This window comes from Streptomyces sp. NBC_01433 (genome assembly GCF_026340105.1).
Taxonomy (GTDB): domain Bacteria; phylum Actinomycetota; class Actinomycetes; order Streptomycetales; family Streptomycetaceae; genus Streptomyces.
In genome coordinates, this window is the sequence record NZ_JAPEPM010000002.1 from 1,046,242 (window position 1) to 1,063,449 (window position 17,208).

At 71.5% G+C, this 17,208-nt stretch carries 16 protein-coding genes and 1 pseudogene; 7 read left to right on the top strand and 10 right to left on the bottom strand.

Annotated elements, in window-relative coordinates; genetic code table 11:
- Positions 1–25: 25 nt before the first annotated feature.
- Positions 26–757, bottom strand: a complete 732-nt coding sequence (locus OG413_RS32180) for a FadR/GntR family transcriptional regulator (protein ID WP_266811761.1) — start codon at positions 755–757, stop codon at positions 26–28.
- A 326-nt stretch (positions 758–1,083) separates the two neighbouring features.
- Here OG413_RS32180 and OG413_RS32185 point away from each other — a divergent pair, with 326 nt between their 5' ends.
- The gene (locus OG413_RS32185; protein ID WP_266811762.1) at positions 1,084–2,364 is read left to right on the top strand and encodes a YeeE/YedE family protein; all 1,281 of its coding nucleotides are present in this window, start codon (positions 1,084–1,086) and stop codon (positions 2,362–2,364) included.
- Positions 2,365–2,507: 143 nt separating this feature from the next.
- Here OG413_RS32185 and OG413_RS32190 read toward each other — a convergent pair whose 3' ends face one another.
- Positions 2,508–2,810, bottom strand: coding sequence for a DUF3040 domain-containing protein (locus OG413_RS32190; RefSeq protein ID WP_266811764.1), 303 nt, complete (start codon positions 2,808–2,810; stop codon positions 2,508–2,510).
- A gap of 264 nt (positions 2,811–3,074) precedes the next feature.
- On the opposite strand from OG413_RS32190, the gene OG413_RS32195 reads away from it, so the two are divergent.
- The 3 genes from OG413_RS32195 (at position 3,075) to OG413_RS32205 (ending at position 5,082) form a co-directional block, all read left to right on the top strand.
- On the top strand, positions 3,075–4,028 hold the full coding sequence (locus tag OG413_RS32195; protein ID WP_266811765.1) for a HAMP domain-containing sensor histidine kinase: 954 nt from the start codon (positions 3,075–3,077) through the stop codon (positions 4,026–4,028).
- 2 nt (positions 4,029–4,030) lie between these two features.
- Positions 4,031–4,705: a response regulator transcription factor gene (locus OG413_RS32200; RefSeq protein ID WP_266811767.1), complete on the top strand. Its 675-nt coding sequence runs from the start codon at positions 4,031–4,033 to the stop codon at positions 4,703–4,705.
- Between the two features lie 125 nt (positions 4,706–4,830).
- Entirely contained in the window at positions 4,831–5,082 is a 252-nt protein-coding gene (locus OG413_RS32205; protein WP_266811769.1) for a hypothetical protein, read from the top strand.
- A 201-nt stretch (positions 5,083–5,283) separates the two neighbouring features.
- On the opposite strand, the pseudogene OG413_RS32210 reads toward OG413_RS32205, so the two are convergent.
- A pseudogene (locus OG413_RS32210) lies at positions 5,284–5,591 on the bottom strand (transposase); the annotation flags it as partial.
- A gap of 133 nt (positions 5,592–5,724) precedes the next feature.
- Between OG413_RS32210 and OG413_RS32215 the strand changes: the two are divergent.
- Both OG413_RS32215 and OG413_RS32220 read left to right on the top strand, forming a co-directional pair.
- Entirely contained in the window at positions 5,725–6,876 is a 1,152-nt protein-coding gene (locus OG413_RS32215) for an SUKH-4 family immunity protein (protein ID WP_266811771.1), read from the top strand.
- An 88-nt stretch (positions 6,877–6,964) separates the two neighbouring features.
- On the top strand, positions 6,965–7,888 hold the full coding sequence (locus tag OG413_RS32220) for a DUF2510 domain-containing protein (protein WP_266811773.1): 924 nt from the start codon (positions 6,965–6,967) through the stop codon (positions 7,886–7,888).
- Between the two features lie 125 nt (positions 7,889–8,013).
- Here the strand turns inward: OG413_RS32220 and OG413_RS32225 are convergent, their stop codons facing one another.
- The gene (locus tag OG413_RS32225) at positions 8,014–10,074 is read right to left on the bottom strand and encodes a phosphocholine-specific phospholipase C (protein ID WP_266811774.1); all 2,061 of its coding nucleotides are present in this window, start codon (positions 10,072–10,074) and stop codon (positions 8,014–8,016) included.
- Positions 10,075–10,230: 156 nt separating this feature from the next.
- Positions 10,231–12,684 (bottom strand): hypothetical protein, encoded by a 2,454-nt coding sequence (locus OG413_RS32230; RefSeq protein ID WP_266811775.1) that lies wholly within the window; start codon positions 12,682–12,684, stop codon positions 10,231–10,233.
- 75 nt (positions 12,685–12,759) lie between these two features.
- Here OG413_RS32230 and OG413_RS32235 point away from each other — a divergent pair, with 75 nt between their 5' ends.
- Positions 12,760–13,038: a hypothetical protein gene (locus tag OG413_RS32235; RefSeq protein WP_266811776.1), complete on the top strand. Its 279-nt coding sequence runs from the start codon at positions 12,760–12,762 to the stop codon at positions 13,036–13,038.
- A gap of 15 nt (positions 13,039–13,053) precedes the next feature.
- On the opposite strand, the gene OG413_RS32240 is transcribed toward OG413_RS32235, so the two are convergent.
- From OG413_RS32240 to OG413_RS32260, 5 genes are all read right to left on the bottom strand, one after another.
- Positions 13,054–14,025: a hypothetical protein gene (locus tag OG413_RS32240; RefSeq protein ID WP_266811778.1), complete on the bottom strand. Its 972-nt coding sequence runs from the start codon at positions 14,023–14,025 to the stop codon at positions 13,054–13,056.
- Complete coding sequence (locus tag OG413_RS32245) at positions 13,962–14,801, bottom strand: sacsin N-terminal ATP-binding-like domain-containing protein (protein ID WP_266811780.1); 840 nt, start codon at positions 14,799–14,801, stop codon at positions 13,962–13,964. The genes OG413_RS32240 and OG413_RS32245 overlap by 64 nt, the downstream gene beginning before the upstream one ends.
- 238 nt (positions 14,802–15,039) lie before the next feature.
- A complete protein-coding gene (locus OG413_RS32250) occupies positions 15,040–15,885 on the bottom strand; it encodes an ABC transporter permease (protein WP_266811782.1) in 846 nt (281 codons plus the stop codon).
- On the bottom strand, positions 15,845–16,669 hold the full coding sequence (locus tag OG413_RS32255) for an ATP-binding cassette domain-containing protein (RefSeq protein ID WP_266811783.1): 825 nt from the start codon (positions 16,667–16,669) through the stop codon (positions 15,845–15,847). The genes OG413_RS32250 and OG413_RS32255 overlap by 41 nt, the downstream gene beginning before the upstream one ends.
- A 7-nt stretch (positions 16,670–16,676) precedes the next feature.
- Entirely contained in the window at positions 16,677–17,141 is a 465-nt protein-coding gene (locus tag OG413_RS32260) for a MarR family winged helix-turn-helix transcriptional regulator (protein ID WP_266811785.1), read from the bottom strand.
- Positions 17,142–17,208 lie beyond the last annotated feature (67 nt).

Here is a 17,208-nt window from a genome sequence, read left to right on the forward strand (position 1 = left end):
GAGCGACCGACCGACCGACCGGCGGCTATGTCCCGGCGTTCTCGTCGACGAGCGTGCCGTGCAGTCCGCGGATGTGCTCCTCCACCAGGTCCGCGGCCGCGCCGCCCCGCCCTTCGCGCACCAGGCGCAGCAGCCGCGTGTGCTGGGAGTTGAGCGCGCGGGCCGTGGCGGGCCAGTCCGTCGCCTCCTCCAGCGCGCGAAGGATCAGCGGGCGTACCGACTCGCGTACGGCGGAGGTGAGCGTGGAGGTGAGCGCGTTGCCGGAGCTGCGGGCGATCAGCACATGGAAGCGGGTGTCCAGGTCGTTGAACCCGGCCGCCGTGACGTCCGGCTCCGCCATGCCCAGGAGCAGCCGCTCCGCTTCGTCGAGGTCCTCGTCGCAGGCGTGCGCCGCCGCGGCTTCGAAGCTGGACCGCTCCAGGACGACCCGCGCCTCCAGCACATCGTGGAGGCTGTAGCTGCCGAGCGCGAAGTGCAGGCGCAGCAGCCGGCCGAGGGCGTCGTCCGGATTGCGGACGATGCGGGCCCCGGAGTCCGGACCGCGTCCGGGCTGGGCCACCAGCACGCCGATGGTCTCCAGCACCCTGAGTGCCTCGCGCAGCGCGGAGCGGCTGACACCGAGCACCGGGGCCAGCTCCCTTTCGGGCGGCAGCCGGTCGCCCGCTCTGAGCTCGCCGGCGAACACCCGGTCCTCGATGCTCTGGAGAACGAGCTCATGCGTACGGGACTGCCGTACGGGCTGCCACTCGACGGGCATCCACCACTCCCTGCTCGTCACGAACGGTCGAATTCTCAGACTATGTCACGCACGCCATGTGGTCGGACCTCATAGTCGGCACGGCCCCGCGACGTCTCACCCACCGCGATTCCGTTCTCGCGATGCGAGACGACTCATTCCGCTTCTCCGGGCGCGCCTACAGTGGCGCACATGTTCGGACCTGCCCGTCAGCTGGCTCTCGCGCTCTTCGCGGCCACCACGTGGAGCGTCGACGACGCGCTCTGTCGTCCCTGACGCACGCGTTCCGGGGCCCGTTCCCACGCGCGCCCCCAGCCGGTCCGCCCCTCCCTCTTCCGGAGAACCTCTTGACTACCGCTCCCCCTGCCGGGGCGCCGCCCCGTGCCGCCCTGCTCTCCCCCGTCACCACATCCCTCCCCGCTCCCGAGGCCGAGCCCGCCCCTCCCGTACGCCGGGTGCCGCTCGCCGTCGCCGCCGTGATCGGTGCCGCGCTCAGCTCGTACGTCTTCGCCCGGCACGGCGCCAAGCCGGGCACGCTGCTGCTGCTCGGTATCGCGCTCGGGTTCGCCCTCTTCCACTCGCGCTTCGGGTTCACCTCCGCCTGGCGTCAGTTGGTGGCCGTCGGCAACGGCACCGGGCTGCGCGCCCACACCCTGCTGCTCGGCACCACCGCCACGCTCTTCGCGCTGATCATCGGCAGCGGCACCGGACTGTTCGGCTCCGTCCCGGCACCCAGCGCCGGGCCGCTCGGGATCGGCCTGCTCGTCGGCGCCTTCCTGTTCGCCATCGGGATGCAACTCGGTGGCGCCTGTGCCTCCGGCACCCTGTTCGCCGTGGGTTCGGGCCAGTCGACGATCGTCCTCACCCTTTTCGGTTTCATCGTGGGATCGACCCTGGCCGCTTGGCAGTTCGGCCTGTGGAGCGATCTGCCCGCGCTCGACCCGGTCCTGCTCTCCGACCATGTGGGCTGGTTCGGTTCCTGGGCGGTGACGATCGCGGTGCTCGCGGTCATCTGGTTCGTCGCCCGCGCCGTGCAGAACCGCCGTACTCCGCCGCCGGTGGGCACGCCGCCGTCCGCGCGCGGTGCCCTGGCCCGCGCCGTCCGGGGTTCCTGGCCGCTCGCCGTCGGTGCGCTCGTGCTCGCCGTGCTCGGTGCCGGTGTGCTGCTGGTGTCGGGCGGGGCCTGGGGCGTGACCAGCGCGTTCGCCCTGTGGGGCGCCAAGGTCGTGGGCGCTCTCGGCGGTTCGCCGGAGGCGTGGGAGTTCTACCGGCAGCCGGGCAGTGCCGCCCAGTTGTCGGGCCCGGTGCTCGCCGACAAGAACAGTCTCACCGACATCGGCATCATGGTCGGTGCGGCGGTGGCCGCCGCGGCGGGCGGGGTCTGGACGCTGCACCGTGCCATCCCGGGCCGCACGGCCGTCGCCGCCGTCCTGGGCGGCATCCTGATGGGCATCGGCGCCCGGATGGCCGGTGGCTGCAACATCGGCGCGTACCTCGCGGGGATCGCCTCCGGCTCGCTGCACGGATGGGTCTGGGGCGCCGTCGCGATCCTCGGGACCTGGGCGGGTCTGCGACTGCGCCCGCTCTTCGGCCTCGGCAACCCGAAGCCGACGGACAGCGTCTGCTGACAGACGTACAGCGCTCGCTCACCTCCCGCTCACCTCCCGCGCGCCGAGGCCCCGTCCGCCCGACGGGGCCTCGGCGCGTCTCGTCCGGGCAGCACCGCGACCAGCAGACCGCACACCGCGGCGCCGGTGCCGAGCGCAAGCGCTCAGTGGGCCGGGGGCACGTTCCGGCCGTGGAGGCGGCCGCGTTGTGGATCGAAGAGCTGGCCGGCCACACCCGCCACCACGAGCCCGGCGGCGATGAGGAGACCGTGCCCCACCGCGATACCGACGCCCAATGCGACGAGCCCGACGGCGAGCCAGAGCCAGGCGTGGCCCCTGCGGTACTCACGCGGGGAACGCGGGGAACGGGAACGCGGGCCGCCGCCGGACAGGGAGGCGGCGAATCCCGGGTCGTCGTGGCGCAGCCGCTCCTCGATGTCACGCAGCCGCTCGTCGTACGTGGGCATGGGTGTCTCCTTCCCGGTGCGGAAACCGCCGGGTGCGAAGCCGTGCTCCCGGGCGTGTACGGCGCGGGAGCGGGACGCGGTACTCGTTCCTCATGCTCCTCGACCCGTTCCCGCGCGGGCTATCGGGGACACCACCCATTTCCGGGGGTGGCCACCATGTACGAGGACGCCGGGGCGGGGCGCGGGGCCCGGGACAGCGGCGGGAGCGGCAATAGTGGAGGCAACCGACCGTCCGTACAACCACCCGAAGGAGGCCATGCGCTCTTGTCCCTGTTCTGGCGCATCTTTCTGCTCAACGCCGCGGTCCTGGTCGCGGCCGGAGCGCTGCTCCTGCTCGGCCCGATCACCATCTCCACCCCGGTGCTGCTGACCGAGGCCCTGATCCTGGCCGGTGGCATCACCTCGATGCTCGGCGCCAACGCGGCTCTGCTCAGGCTCGGACTCGCTCCTCTCCAGCGGGTCACCCGGGCGATGACCACCATCGACCTGCTGCGTCCCAGCCCGCGTCCCGAGGTCGCCGGGCAGGGAGAGATCGCCGATCTGATCGAAACGTTCAACACGATGCTCGACCGTCTGGAGGCGGAGCGGGCCACCAGCAGCGCTCGCGCGCTCTCCGCGCAGGAGGCCGAACGCCGCCGGGTGGCCCAGGAACTCCACGACGAGGTCGGGCAGACCCTCACCGCGGTGCTGCTCGAACTGAAGCGCGTCGCCGACCGCGCTCCCGAGCCGCTGCGCGACGAGTTGCGCCAGGTCCAGGAGATCACCCGCGGCGGCCTGGACGAGGTACGCCGTATCGCCCGCAGGCTGCGGCCCGGAGTACTGGACGAACTGGGCCTGGTGAGTGCCCTGACGGCGCTGATCACCGAGATCCCGAAGCCCGACGGGCTGACGGTCGAGCGGCGGATGGAGAAGGACCTGCCCCAACTGGGCGCCGAGGCCGAGCTCGTCGTCTATCGCATCGCCCAGGAGTGCCTCACCAACACGGTCCGCCATGCTCGCGCCACGCGTCTGGAACTCTCCCTGCGTCGCGGCCCCGGCGGAGTGGAGCTGTGCATCCGCGACGACGGCCGCGGTCTCGGGGACGGCCCCGAGGGTGCGGGCCTGCGCGGGATGCGCGAACGTGCCCTGCTCATCGGCGCCGGACTCACCCTCGGCAACGGTCCGGGGGGCGGCACCGAAGTACGCCTCGATGTGCCCGTACGGAACGGAAGCCGGTGACCATGACCATGTCCCCGTACGACCCGGTGCGCAGGACGCGCATCCTGCTCGCCGACGACCACGCCCTGGTCCGCCGGGGCGTCCGGCTCATCCTCGACAACGAGCCGGACCTCCTAGTCGTCGCCGAGGCGGGCGACGGCGCCGAGGCCATCGAGATGGCCCGTGCCGAACAGCCCGACCTGGCCATCCTCGACATCGCGATGCCACGTCTGACCGGTCTCCAGGCGGCGCGGGAGCTGTCCCGGGTACAGCCGGGGCTGCGCATCCTCATGCTGACCATGTACGACAACGAGCAGTACTTCTTCGAAGCGCTCAAGGCGGGAGCGGCGGGCTATGTACTGAAGTCCGTCGCCGACCGGGACCTGGTGGAAGCCTGCCGTGCGGCGATGCGCGACGAACCGTTCCTCTACCCCGGTGCGGTCACGGCGCTGATCCGCAACTTCCTCGAACGGGCCAGGGAGGGCGGGGATCTTCCGGCCCGTGCGATCACCGAACGCGAGGAGGAGATCCTCAAGCTGGTGGCCGAGGGCCACTCCTCGAAGGAGATCGCCGGCCTGCTCGTCATCAGCGTCAAGACCGTCGAGCGGCACCGCGCGAATCTGCTCCAGAAGCTGGGGCTGCGCGACCGTCTGGAGCTCACCCGCTACGCGATCCGCGCCGGGCTGATCGAACCGTAGACGGGTCCGTGGACCGGTCCACGGTCGGGTCCGTGGACCGGACCGCGGACCGGACCGCACCGGCGTTGATGCTCCTATTGCTCGTCAAGCGTTCTGAGGCACGAGGCGCAAGGTACTTTCGCTGCATGTCACTGACTCCCGACGACAAAGTCCGCAGCCGCGACGAACTGGTCTCCTTCGTTCGAGAACTGCGTCAGGACTACCTCCGCAGTGGACACGAATGGGAGAACCAGAGCCTCGACCGATTCCTTGAGGCGCTTGCGGCATGGATGCATGACTCGCCGGGCTGGTACCAGAACGTCGGGAAGGAACTCCCGGAAGGCGGGGACTGGACCTTCCTGGCCAGAGCGCTTCAGGCCGCCACTGTCTATGAGTGAAGTGTTCGCGTCCAACGGTCAGTCCGCACGGAGCCAGTCGCGGTAGGCGTGGGTGAGGTTGTCGTCTCGGCGGATTCCGCGTTCGAAGGTGGAGATGGTGGCGGGCCAGACACCGAAGTGACGGGCGGCGGCGGTGAGGGTGATGTTCTTGGACTGCCGCAGCGGCCGCAGGTCGGCAATGGCGGGGATGGTGACCGTGGCGGTCAGGCAGGGGAAGATCTCCCGGGCGACGGCCCGTTTCAGCGGCCGGATGATCTCCTTCTTCGTGCGGCCGGCGGCGGTCTGTCGTGCTACGTAGTCGCGTGTGCGGGGGTCGCTGGACATGCCGACGAGGGCGATGCGGTAGAGGGCGGCGTTGGCTTGCCCGGTCGTCTCCGCGTGAGAGACGGTGCCGGTTGGTTCTGCCGCTGGAGGCCGTAACGGGTGCGGCTCCGCAGAGGGCGGCGAAGGACGCCTCGGTCCGCGTGCGTTCGGGATTGCCGCCCGCCCGCGGTGACCAGGAGCTGGGCGTCAGTCAGTGCCCGAGCCACGGCCACGGGAACCTGAGTATCAGCATCAATGTCAGTGCCGCCGCCTAGGGTTTTCGCAGTGGACGACAACCGGGTCCCGGGGCCCGGGTTCGGCAAGTGCGCGGGGAGACGAATGACGACCGAGATCATCACGGGGCAGCCGGGCGACCTGATCCGGCTGCGGCCCGACGGCGATGCCCCGCACCCGACCGTCGCGCAACTGCTCGACTCGAAGGCCGGATCCGGCGACCCGGCCGGACTCGACCCGTACGTCCGGGGGCTGTTGGTCATCGGACATCTGCTCATCGAGGGTGACGAGGCCGAGCACATCGTGCTGGACGGCGCGACGGGGCGCGTCTTCAGCATGTACCTCTTCGAGGAACGCCCCGACCTCACCGGTGTTCTGCCGCTGGCCCCGTCGCGCGACGCCCTCACCCGATTCCTGGCCGCGACCGACGAACTGGCCGGGAAATGCGGGCAGTTCGCCCGGTTTGCCGACCGGGCGGGTCCGCGGGCGGTGGCCGAGGCCTGCGCCGAGCTGCTCGCGGTCTTCGAGGACGAGGACTGGGACGGCGACTGGGGCAGCGCGGGAGGCCGCGACGAGTGGGAGCACTCCGTCCCGGCGTTCTGGCGCATCGCCGCTCTCGTACGGCCGCTCGCGCTGATAGCGCGGCCGGGCAACGGCCTGCTCCTCGATCTGCCCGAGGGCGTGCTGGAGGAGGAGTTCGGGGAGCGGGAGGTCGTGCGTTTCGACCGCGTCGATCTGCCCGACGCGATGGTGCACCTGCCGACCAGGCGCTTCCTCACGGAGACCGGGCTCCCGTCCGACGGCGGCATGTTCAGCCTCGGGACGGAGGCCCCCCGGCTGATCTCCCTCGCCGCGTGCCGGGACGAACACCAGGACGGGGCGGACCTCTACGGCTATCCCCCGTCCATGGCGGACATCGCCGACCGGCTGTTCTACCTGGGATGGCTCGTCGAGGACACGGCGGTGTTCGTCGACGGGGCGACGGGCACCGTGCACGCGTGGTCGGTCCCCGAAGCGACGCTGTTACCGCTCAACGCCGATGTCTCCACGCTGGCCTTCACCGTGTGGATCCTGCACCGCGAACACGCGCTGGACGAGGAGCACGGGCTGACGGCGGACATGTACCAGCCGCTCGCCGACACCATGGCCCGCGTGCTCGCGTCGGTGGACCCGGTGGCCTGCCGCTCGACGGGCGAGGAGGACGACTGGCGCTACTGGCCGGAGGTCTTCCACGACGAGGCGGGCGGGGTGCTGTGAGTCCGCGCCGGCCGGCCGCGCGTCGACCAGCACATCTGTGCGTCGATAGTTCATGCGTTTCTCACTCAGTGCGCATACCGTGCACACCGTGACCCAGACGAGCCCGCCCGGCTGGCATCCAGACCCCGGGTATTCAGGAATCGGCCCCGCCCAGGAACGCTGGTGGGACGGAACCCAGTGGACCGACCACCTCCGCGTTCCGCCCGCGGCGGTCCGGCGGCGCCGGACGCGTATCGCCGTCGGTGTGACCGTCGGTGTAGTGGTGCTCGCCGCCATCGGGGGCGGCGTGTATCTGATCCAGGAGGACAACGGCAGACAGCCGGGGACCTCGGCGAGCTCCCCGTCATCCGCGCCGTCCGGGGCGCCGGGCCGGCCCGGCGCCCCGGACGGGAACGGCGCTCCGGACGGAAACGGGGAGAACGGCGGCAATGGCGGCGAGAGCCAGGCGCCCGACGCACAGCTACCGCCGACCGAGGACGGCTACGCCACGGATCTGGCCAGCGGAATCAGTCTCCCGGTGCCCAAGGGCTGGACCGGCCGGTCCGGGACCGTCGGTGCCGGGCTGACCACCGGCGACTACGCCTGTCCCGGCGCCTCGGGCGAGAAGTGCGTACGCGGCGGCGTGTTCTCGGCCCCTGCCGTCGCGCTGAAGATCGACGCGAAAACGGCGGAGGCCGCGGCCAAGAAGGACATCGCGGTCAACGCCGAGGAGTCGTACGGCGAGAAGATCTACGAAGGCATCACGTCGCACGAACAGCTCAAGTCCGAGCCGGTCACGGTGGCCGGCCAGAAGGGCTACCTGGTGCGCTGGAAGGTCGTGACGAAGAAGGGTGACGACGGGTACGTCGAGTCGCTCGCCTTCCCCTCCCCCACCACGAAGGACATGCTGGTCGTCGTCCGGTCCGGCTTCGACGTCAGCGCCGAGGCGCCGAAGCTCTCCGTCCTGGACGACATCACCCGGGGTATCAAGGCCGCCTCCGGCACCGGGGGCGGCACCGGCCAGAACACGTAGCAGGCACCCGGACACGCGAGAACGGCCGGGGGGCGTGCCGGAGGTTTCCGGCACGCCCCGCTGACGCTCGACCGGCGCGCCGGCGCTCGGCCGGTGGGTACCGGCGGCCGTCGAAACGGGACCGGTCAGACGGTGGCGGTGGCCGGGTCGCTGACGCCCGCGGCTCCGGTCTCCACATGCCCGGCGAAGCGGCGCAGGAAGGCGGTGCTGGTGCCGATGACGACGGAGACGTCGTACCAGCGCCGGGAGGCGCTCAGGTCCACCGTGTGACGCACCGTGGCCCCCGGCCCCACCGTGACCGTCCGCGACTGCCCGCCATAGGCGTTGGCGACCGTCAGCCTGGCCTCCGTGGTGCCGGGGTTGGTGAGCGTCAGGTCCAGGTTGCCGGTGGTGGCGTTGTGGCGGGCCGTCGCCTCGGGTCCCGCGGTCGTCGCGGGACACCTGAAGGTGCGCAGGAATCCGTTCGGGCCGTGCACCGTGAGGTCGTGCGTGCCCTTGGAGTAGGCCGAGTTCCAGGTGTCGGAGATCGTCCTGCCCGCCTCGGCCGTGTACGTCCACGGCGCGTCGGTGCGGTTCGCCGAGGTGACGTAGAACTGCGCCCCCGCCTTCGTACCCGGACTGAAGGTGAGGGCGATGCGGCCGTCGCCCACCCTGACCTCGCCGTCGACGTACGGCGCGTACGGCAGCGGCCGGGCGGGGCGGGCGCCCGCTTCCTGCTTGGGCAGGGAACCGACGCCGGGCGGCGTGGGCCGGTAGTCGGGGTGCCGGTCGTGGTCCGGCGGCTCGTAGCCGGACGTGTCGGGCAGCGTGACGGGAGCGGTGTCCGTGGTGCCGAAGTCGAAGGCCGAGGTGAGGTCGCCGCAGATCGCGCGCCGCCACGGTGAGATGTTCGGCTCGCGCACCCCGAAGCGGCGCTCCATGAACCGGAGTATCGAGGTGTGGTCGAAGACCTCGGAGCAGACGTAACCGCCGGTGCTCCAGGGCGAGACGACGAGCATGGGGACGCGCGGGCCGAGACCGTAGGCGCCCGCGGCGTAGGAAATGCCGCCCTTGTGGAGGTCCGGGGCGACATCGACGGTGGACAGGCCCTGCGCCGCGGAGGACGGCGGGTAGGGCGGCACGACGTGGTCGAAGAAGCCGTCGTTCTCGTCGTAGGTGATGAACAGCGCGGTCCGGCTCCACACCTCGGGGTTCGACGTCAGCGCGTCCAGCATCTGCGCGATGTACCAGGCGCCGTAGTTCGAGGGGAAGTTGGCGTGCTCGGTAAAGGCTTCCGGAGCGGCGACCCAGGAGATCTTCGGGAGCGTCCCGGCCTTCACGTCCGCCGCGAGTTCGTCGAAGTAGCCGTCGCCGCCCTTGACGTTCGTCCCGGTCCGCGCCTTGTCGTAGAGCGGGTCTCCGGGCCGGGCGTTGCGGTACTTGTCGAAGTACAGCAGGGAGTTGTCGCCGTAGTTGCCCCGGTAGGCGTCGCTGATCCAGCCCCAGTGCCCGGCGGCGTCCAGGCCGTCCCCGGTGTCCTGGTAGATCTTCCAGGAGATCCCGGCCTCCTCCAGACGTTCGGGGTACGTGGTCCAGCCGTAGCCCTTCTCCTCATTGCCGAGGACGGGACCGCCGCCGGTGCCGTCGTTGCCCGTGTACCCCGTCCACATGTAGTAGCGGTTCGGGTCGGTGGCCCCGATGAACGAGCAGTGGTACGCGTCGCACACGGTGAACTTGTCGGCGAGCGCGTAGTGGAAGGGAATGTCCTCGCGGGTGAGGTAGGCCATCGTCGTCGGCGTCTTGGCGGGTATCCACCGGTCGTAGCGGCCGTTGTTGTACGCCTGGTGGCCGCCCGCCCAGTCGTGGTTGAGCCCCTGGAGGAACTGCATCCCCAGGTCGTCGGCCGTCGGGTGGAACGGCAGGGTCACCCTCTGCGCGCCGTCTGCCTGGTACCAGACCGGCTTCCCGCCGGGCAGTGTCACGGGGCGCGGGTCCCCGAATCCGCGTACTCCCTTCAGCGCGCCGAAGTAGTGGTCGAAGGAACGGTTCTCCTGCATCAGCACGACGATGTGCTCGATGTCCTTGATGGTGCCGGAGGCGCGGTGTGCGGGGATGGCGGCGGCACGGTCGATGCTGCTCGACAGGGCGGCGAAACCCGCTGTCGCTCCCGCCAGTTGGAGGAAGCGGCGCCGATTGATGTCAGACATGAGTGTGGGGCCTCTTGGGGTGAGGGAACAGAAGCGTACGGAATGTTCCAAGAGGACCGAGCGGAAAGGAAGAGGCAGCGACGGCACTGTGAACGGCGGCCGTACACACGACGGCCGTACACACCGTCAAAAACCTTCCCGTACCTGTCATCCCCTTCAGTCCGCCCGCTCGAAGGGGATGGAGAAGCTCCGGCACCCGCGAACGCCGGTGAGAGTCACATTCGCGCTGGGGTGGGCGGACAGCTCGTGCAGCGGATCGAGGATGATCCGTACGGTGGCACGCTCGCCCGCCCCGTCCTCCAGGCCCGACACCACCACGAGGAAGAAGCCCTTCTCCGTGGCGGCCCGTTCGTACTCGTGGGGCGTCACCGGGAGGCAGTCCGGCTCCCGGCGCAGGAAGGACTTCACCTCGTAGAAGCGGCTCAGCTCGTCGGCCGCGTCGGCGCCCACACCGCGCTGCGCCCGCAGGTCCCGCAGTTCCTCGTCGTCCCGCGCCAGCGCCAGGCGCACCAGGTCCAGGGCGACGGTCTCCTGATCCTGGGCGCTGAACGTCTTCAGTGCGCTCCGTTGCTGCGGAACTGCCGGTTCCGCCCGCGCCCCGGACAGGGTGGGCCTGCCCGGTCCGCTCCCGGTGGATCCGGCTGCAGCCCGACCGTTCCGGTCGGTGATCGCCGCCCGGTCCAGTACGGGGCGCAGCAGCCCGGGGTCGACGAGGCGACGCGGCGGGACGGCCGCGGAGGAGTCCCCCGACGGTGCTCCGGACCGCTTCACGGCCGGCGGCTTCGGCTTCACGGTACGGGCTCTGCCCACCGAGGCGTGCCGTGCGCTCGTCTCCTGGTGGAACTCGGCGAGCCGCTGGGCGTGTTCGGCGTCCGCGGCCGCCCGGCGCTCCTCGATACGGTCCTCCGCCCTGACGATCTCCGTGGCGCTCAGGCCGGATTCGGCGCGCTCCCACGCCGCGCTCCACGCGTGGGCGACCTCTCGCCGCCTGGCGCGGAACCGGGCCGCGAGCGCCCGGCCCACGCCGCCGGACCGGGCCAGCACCCGGTCGTGGCGGACGTAGAGCGTCCCCTCGTGCCAGTCGATCGCCGTCTCCACCGGGACGCGGAGCGGACCGGGCGGGCCGGGCTGCCCCGGCAGTGTCACCGTGCACGCGAGTGCGGGCTCGATGTGGACGACCAGACCGGTCAGTTCGTCCCAGGAGCCCTGGAGTTCCCGGGCCGTCGCGGGATCGCTGCGCTGCAGGTCCTCGCGGAGGTGCGCGACGGCCGAGGAGAGCCGGGCTGTCGCGTGAGCGTCGGGGTCGGGCGGCCCGGCGGCGTACGGCACGATGGCGTCGCCGCCGACGACGGTGATGCCCAGATGTGCCAGGAGGTCCCGGAACTGTTCGAGTTCCGCGCCGGGGCACCAGACGGGCGGTGCCTGCGCGGCCGTCAGCGCGGCGGCGAGCCCGGCCTCCTCCACGGCGTACACGGGACGGCGGCCGGTCCACCCGTGGCTCGTCCAGAGCGGCAGGCGGCCGAGCCGCTTCCCTCTCAGCTTCTCGGGCTCCCCGGCCGCCAGTTCCTGGAGGAACTGCAGGCTCTGCAGCAGCACGGCCTGGGCCGCCGCGTCCGGCTCCGTCCGCCGCCCGCCCGGTGCCACGGGTACGAGTCGCCGGATGACGGCGATCGCGTCGTCGGCACCGGGACGCGGCACCCCCACCGCCTCCCACAGGGCTTCGTCGCCGTCGAAGGCGGGCGCGAAGTCGCGCAGTTCGCCGAACAGCGGCTTGCCTCGAAGACAGGCGCCGGGGGTGCGCCAGCCCGACTCGGTCAGGACAAGCCCGTCGCCCTCGGCGAAGGCCCGTGCGATGTCGGCACGCGAGACGTCGGCGGCCGGTCCGCCCGCTGCTCCGGTGGCGGACGGGCCACGCTGCGGGCCCGTCCGCACGGCCAGGGCCCGGTACAGGAGCAGCGCCGCGGCATGGTCGTGGTCCCCGCCGGCCCGTTGCGACCCGCGCTGTCGGCGCAGCCGCTCAAGGATGTCGGCCGCCGTCGGTTCGCCCCCGACGGCAAGGGCCCGCAGGACCTCCCCGCCGCGTCCGGCGGCCGCCTGGATGTCCCGGTGCAGGAGCCCGTCCGCGTCGGTGCCGTGGACCGCCGCTGTCGCCTCGGTGCGTCTGCGCAGGGCCGAAGGCCCCGTGGCGGTCCCGCTCTCGCTGTCCAGCCAGGGGGTCTCCCGCAGTGTCCACAGCCAGAAGCCCGGGATCCTGGCCTTCACGTCCCAGACGTAGTAGTCGTGCGCGGCCTCGACCGACTCGTGGTCCGAGAAGCTGCTGCTCCAGGCCCTGCCGAGGACGTGGAGGAGCGCGACCGCACGCTTTCTGCGCGCCGGTCCGTCCGGCTCGGCGGCGATGGAGCGCACCACGGCGTCGAGGTCGGGGCTCTCGTGGTCGTCGAGTGTGTACGTGGCACCGAGCTGGTTCATCCGACGCGTACGGCTCGTGGGCGAACCCGGCGCGAGGGCGGGCACTCCCTGGCGCTGGAGCCGTTCCCTCCCGTACCGGTGAACACGGGCACCGGGCGCCGTCCGGGCTCCGAGCAGCCGGAGGAAGTTCAGCGGACTCATGCCGGAACCGGCGGCCCGCAGTACGTCGTTGTAGCGCGGCCGGAGCCATGCCAGGCCCGGCGTGCCGCCTGCCGCGTGGGCGAAGCTCTCGTCGCGGTCGGCACTGTCGATGCCCGGCGGGAGGTACGCCTGGGCGGGAGTCGCCCGTACGTCGTGCAGCTTGCCGTCGTCGTCGTGGCGGCGGGCCTGGAGCGTGACGGTCCGGCCGATGTCGCCGCCGAGCAGTGGCCGCTCGCGCTCCGGTACCTGGGCGAAGGCGTCCTTGAGGTCGCGCAGTTGCTCGTCGGTGAGGGTGAGAGGCGCGCCGCTGCCCCGTCTCCTTCCGTAGGCCGCCAGGGCGTCGGATCACGGTGACCTGATCGCCGTCGGTCAGCAGCGCGTGCTGGGCGCGCAGCCACTCACGCACCCGGATCGCGGCCGGAGTGCCGGCGAGGAAGGCGGGGTGCAGGGCGTGGGCGAATCCGAGGCTCTCGGCCAGGCCGCCGCGCCGGTCGGCGGACATGCGCAGGTCCGCCGGTCCCGGTGGCCGACGTCGGGTACCCGTGTCGTCCGCCACCCACGCGAAGTCGCACAGCCGGGATGACAGTCCCCCGGTGGCGGCACCGACGGCGGCCAGTTCGATGGCCGCGTCCAACGGTCGCTCCGGGTCGCCGAGCAGCGCCATCGTCTCCCGCGCCCGACGTCCACGGGCTCGGCGCCGCCGTGGTCCACCCAGTCCTCCAGGATGTCCCGGTACCGCGCCTCCGGGTCCCGCGCCGCGTGCGGCAGGGCCGGGCACTCCGCCACCCGCTGGATGTCGGCCTCGGTCAGCACGCGGGTGAGTTCGGGGGCCTCGACGGCCAGGTCCGCCAGTTTCAGCGGCCCGTGGCCGGGAACGTCGATGCGCAGCCGTACGGAGACCTGCTCGCGCGAGCGCTGGAGAACGGTGCTCTCCAGCCTGCCGACGACATCGTCGTGGCCCTTCACCTCCCGCGGCAGCGGCAGCATCCGCCAGGACGCGGCCGGGCCGTGGCGGAACCGTTCCACGAGGACGGCCGCCCAGAGGTCGGCCACGCCCCGCACGAGTGCGTCGTTCCACTCGGTCTCGCGCAGGCCCTGCCGGCTGGGGGCGGGATCGAACGGGGCGTGCACGCGAAGGGGCAGCCCCAACGGGGTGACGGGGAGCCGGACATGGACGTGGCCGTTGCCGGTACGGGCGCTGCCCAGCGGCAGGGCGACCGCGAGGGGTGTCCTGTCCCCGGCAGCCTTCGACTCGGGCTCGACGTCGGGCGGGGTGGTCACGGCCGTGGCGCAGACCTGCCAGCGGAGCCCGTCCGGGTCGCGGACCTCCGAGACCTCCACGCGTACCGCCTCTCCGGCGATGTCGGCGGTGAAGGCCCCGCCGTCATGCCGGTGAAGGGCGAGACGCTGCCGTACCCGGCCCCTGGCATCGAGATGGACCACGTCGGCGACCTGCGGAGGAAGAGCAGCGCCTCGTTTCCCCAGGCGCTCAGCCAGGCGTCCACGTCGGCGGCCGTGAGCGGCGCGTCGGTGAGCGGAACACGGAACACGGTCCAGCCGTCGCCCCCGACGTGGGGCGGGAAGGTCCGCGACGGCGCCAGGCCCACACCCGACTCCGCGATCCGCAGCCGGTAGTGGCCGCTGTGCACCTCGATCGACGGCGAGAAGGTGAACAGCGTCATCAGGCCGATCCCGAACCGCCCGGTCGCTTCCGCGTCCTGCGCCTTGCTGGTGACCCAGGGCATCGAGAGCGGGATGACGTCGGTGAGCCGGACCGGCCTGCCGTTGTGGGCGGCCAGGAGCGTCCGTTCCCGTACCAGGAACCGGACTTCGGAGGCGCCGAGGTCCTCCGCGTTCTGCACGACCTCCGACAGTCCCTGGAGGCGATCGGTCGACATCCTCTTGGCACCGCGCCGGGCGCCGGTCACGGAGTCCTGCATGACTCCGGCGCCGGCGGCGAGTCGCGCGATCGTCTCGACGGCCGCGCACACGGCCCCGGGCCCTCGCGGCTCGGGCACGGTGCGCCCCGCCGGTACCGTCTTCCGGAACAGCCGCTCGGCCCACCGCGCGGCCCGTATTTCCTCCGCCGTCCCCGGCACCACCATGCTCGCCCCCACCCGTGTTCTTCCGATGCTCCGGCCACGCTCTCCCCGGGCCCTCACCCTTCACACGCCGGAACAGCCCGACCGGAACAGCCCGCCCCGGACCGCCTGACCGGAAAGGCCCGACCGGAACTGCCTGAAAGGTACTCAGCAGCCGCATCCTGTAGGGAGTTACGCGCCCGGGGCAAAGGCCACCCGCGCAGGACTGGCGATCGCGTAGCATGCGCCGCACGCCCACGGGCTCCCGACTCGCTCAGCGTGCCAGCCGGCCCATCAGCGCCGAGGCGGAGATGATGCCCGCGAGCGCCGCGAAACAGAGCACTCCGAGATCCAGGGGAAGGTGGGCCGGGGTACCGATCAGCAGGCCACGCAGGGCGTCCACCTCGTAGCTCAGCGGATTGGCCCGGCTCACCACTTGGAGCCAGCTCGGCATCAGGGCCACCGGATAGAGCGCGTTGGAGGCGAAGAACAGCGGCATGGTGATCGCCTGGCCGATACCCATCAGCCGGTCCCGGGTGAGCACGATCCCCGCGATCGTCATCGACAGACAGGCGAAGAAGGCCGATCCCAGGACCACCACCAGCGCCACCCCCGCCAGACGCAGCGGATTCCAGGTGAGTCCGACCCCCAGTACGGCGGCGATGAGGATCACCACCACGGCCTGGATCAGCGCCTTCACACCGGCGGCGAACGCCTTGCCGGTGACGAGCGCGGACCGGGGGGTCGGGGTGACCAACAGCTTGTTCAGCACCCCCGCGTCACGCTCCCAGATGATCTGGATGCCGTAGAAGATGGCGATGAACATCGCGGACTGGGCGATGATTCCCGGGGCGAGAAAGTCGAGGTAGGGCACGTTTCCGGTGGGTATCGCGCCGATCCGGGTGAAGGTCTCGCCGAAGATCAGCAGCCAGAGGGCCGGCTGGATCGCCCTGGTGTACAGCTCGGTCCGGTCATGGCGGAGCTTCTGGAGTTCCACCGCGCACATCGCGGCCACCCGCGAGGGCAGCACGGACCAGCCGGTGCGCACCCGGGAGGGCTCGATGGGCAGCGGACCGGGTTCAGCCGAGGCGGGACGCCGTGCGACGTGTGCTGCGCACATCACTGAAATCGCCTCCCTTGTCGTCGTCGAGACCGTTGCCCGCGTAGTGGCGGAAGACGTCCTCCAGAGTGGGCGCACGGCCGGCCGGAGCAAGGCGCTCCAGCCCGGACTTCAGGCTGCCCGGGGTACCGAGGGCTCTGATCCGTCCCTGGTGCATCAGCGCGAGCCGGTCGCAGTACCGGTCCGCCTCGTCCATGTAGTGGGTGGTGACCAGTACGGTCATCCCGGTGGCCGCACGCGCCTGGTTGAGCCGCTCCCACACACTGGTACGGGCGATCGGATCGAGCCCGATGGTCGGTTCGTCCAGAATCAGCAGGCGGGGCGAACTCACCAGCGCCTGGGCGAGTTCGAGACGGCGGACCATACCGCCGGAGTACGTACCCGCTATCCGGTCGGCCGCCTCCCCGAGACCGACGGCGTCGAGGGCCTGGGCCACCCGAGGGGCGCGTTCGCGGCGCGGTACGTCGTACACGCGGGCGAAGAGGGTGACGTTCTCCCGCCCGGTGAGAGCGGCGTCGGCGGAAAGCTGCTGCGGGACGTACCCGAGCAGACGGCGCACGCCCATCCGCTCCTTGGCCACATCGTGGCCGAAGACCCGGATCATCCCGGCCGGGACGGGGAGCAGCGTGGTGATCGCCCTGATCGTGGTGGTCTTGCCCGCACCGTTCGGGCCGAGCAGTCCGAAGACCTCACCCGTGGTGACCGAGAAGTCCACATCGTCCACGGCGCGGGTGGCGCCGAAGCGGTAGACCAGCCCGGTGCATTCGATGGCGCTTGCGGTCATGGCCGGATCACCTCCGTGTTCGGGTACGCGATTCCTCATGGAGCAGGGCGGCGAGTCTGCGCAGCGCGGGCACGGCGGCGGTCAGCGCCGTCCGGTCGTGTACGGACAGCTGCGGCCACCGCTCCCGGTAGACGGCGGCCCGTCGGTCGTCCCAGTCCCGCAGCCGTTCAGCGGCTTCGGGTGTGACGCTCAGCGATGCGGCGCGGGCGTCCTGCGGGTCCTGTTCCCTGACCATCAGCCCCAGTCCGGTGAGTTGCCGGATCAGGGTCGACACCGAGTTGTCGGCGAGGCGCAGTTCCCCGGCCGCCTCCGAGACGCGGATGCCGGGGTTCGCCTGGACCAGCCGGAGCAGTTCGGCCTGGGCCGCCCGCACCGGCGGCCCGGTCAGACCGCCGCGCAGGCTGCGCCGTACGAGCCGGTTGACGCCGGCCAGTAGGTCACCCAACTCCCCAGGGATTCCCATATCCGACATATGTTCATAATACCTCTCATGCAGAGGTAACCACTCCGGGCGAGGGAGCCGCCCGGCCCGCTCGGTC

Bases quoted from the DNA above. Each gene is read 5' to 3' on its own strand.
- OG413_RS32205 (WP_266811769.1), top strand. From the start codon at position 4,831: ATGTCACTGACTCCCGACGACAAAGTCCGCAGCCGCGACGAACTGGTC.
- OG413_RS32230 (WP_266811775.1), bottom strand. From the start codon at position 12,684: ATGAGTCCGCTGAACTTCCTCCGGCTGCTCGGAGCCCGGACGGCGCCC.
- OG413_RS32215 (WP_266811771.1), top strand. From the start codon at position 5,725: ATGACGACCGAGATCATCACGGGGCAGCCGGGCGACCTGATCCGGCTG.
- OG413_RS32250 (WP_266811782.1), bottom strand. From the start codon at position 15,885: ATGTGCGCAGCACACGTCGCACGGCGTCCCGCCTCGGCTGAACCCGGT.
- OG413_RS32255 (WP_266811783.1), bottom strand. From the start codon at position 16,669: ATGACCGCAAGCGCCATCGAATGCACCGGGCTGGTCTACCGCTTCGGC.
- OG413_RS32225 (WP_266811774.1), bottom strand. From the start codon at position 10,074: ATGTCTGACATCAATCGGCGCCGCTTCCTCCAACTGGCGGGAGCGACA.
- OG413_RS32180 (WP_266811761.1), bottom strand. From the start codon at position 757: ATGCCCGTCGAGTGGCAGCCCGTACGGCAGTCCCGTACGCATGAGCTC.
- OG413_RS32190 (WP_266811764.1), bottom strand. From the start codon at position 2,810: ATGCCCACGTACGACGAGCGGCTGCGTGACATCGAGGAGCGGCTGCGC.
- OG413_RS32200 (WP_266811767.1), top strand. From the start codon at position 4,031: ATGACCATGTCCCCGTACGACCCGGTGCGCAGGACGCGCATCCTGCTC.
- OG413_RS32260 (WP_266811785.1), bottom strand. From the start codon at position 17,141: ATGTCGGATATGGGAATCCCTGGGGAGTTGGGTGACCTACTGGCCGGC.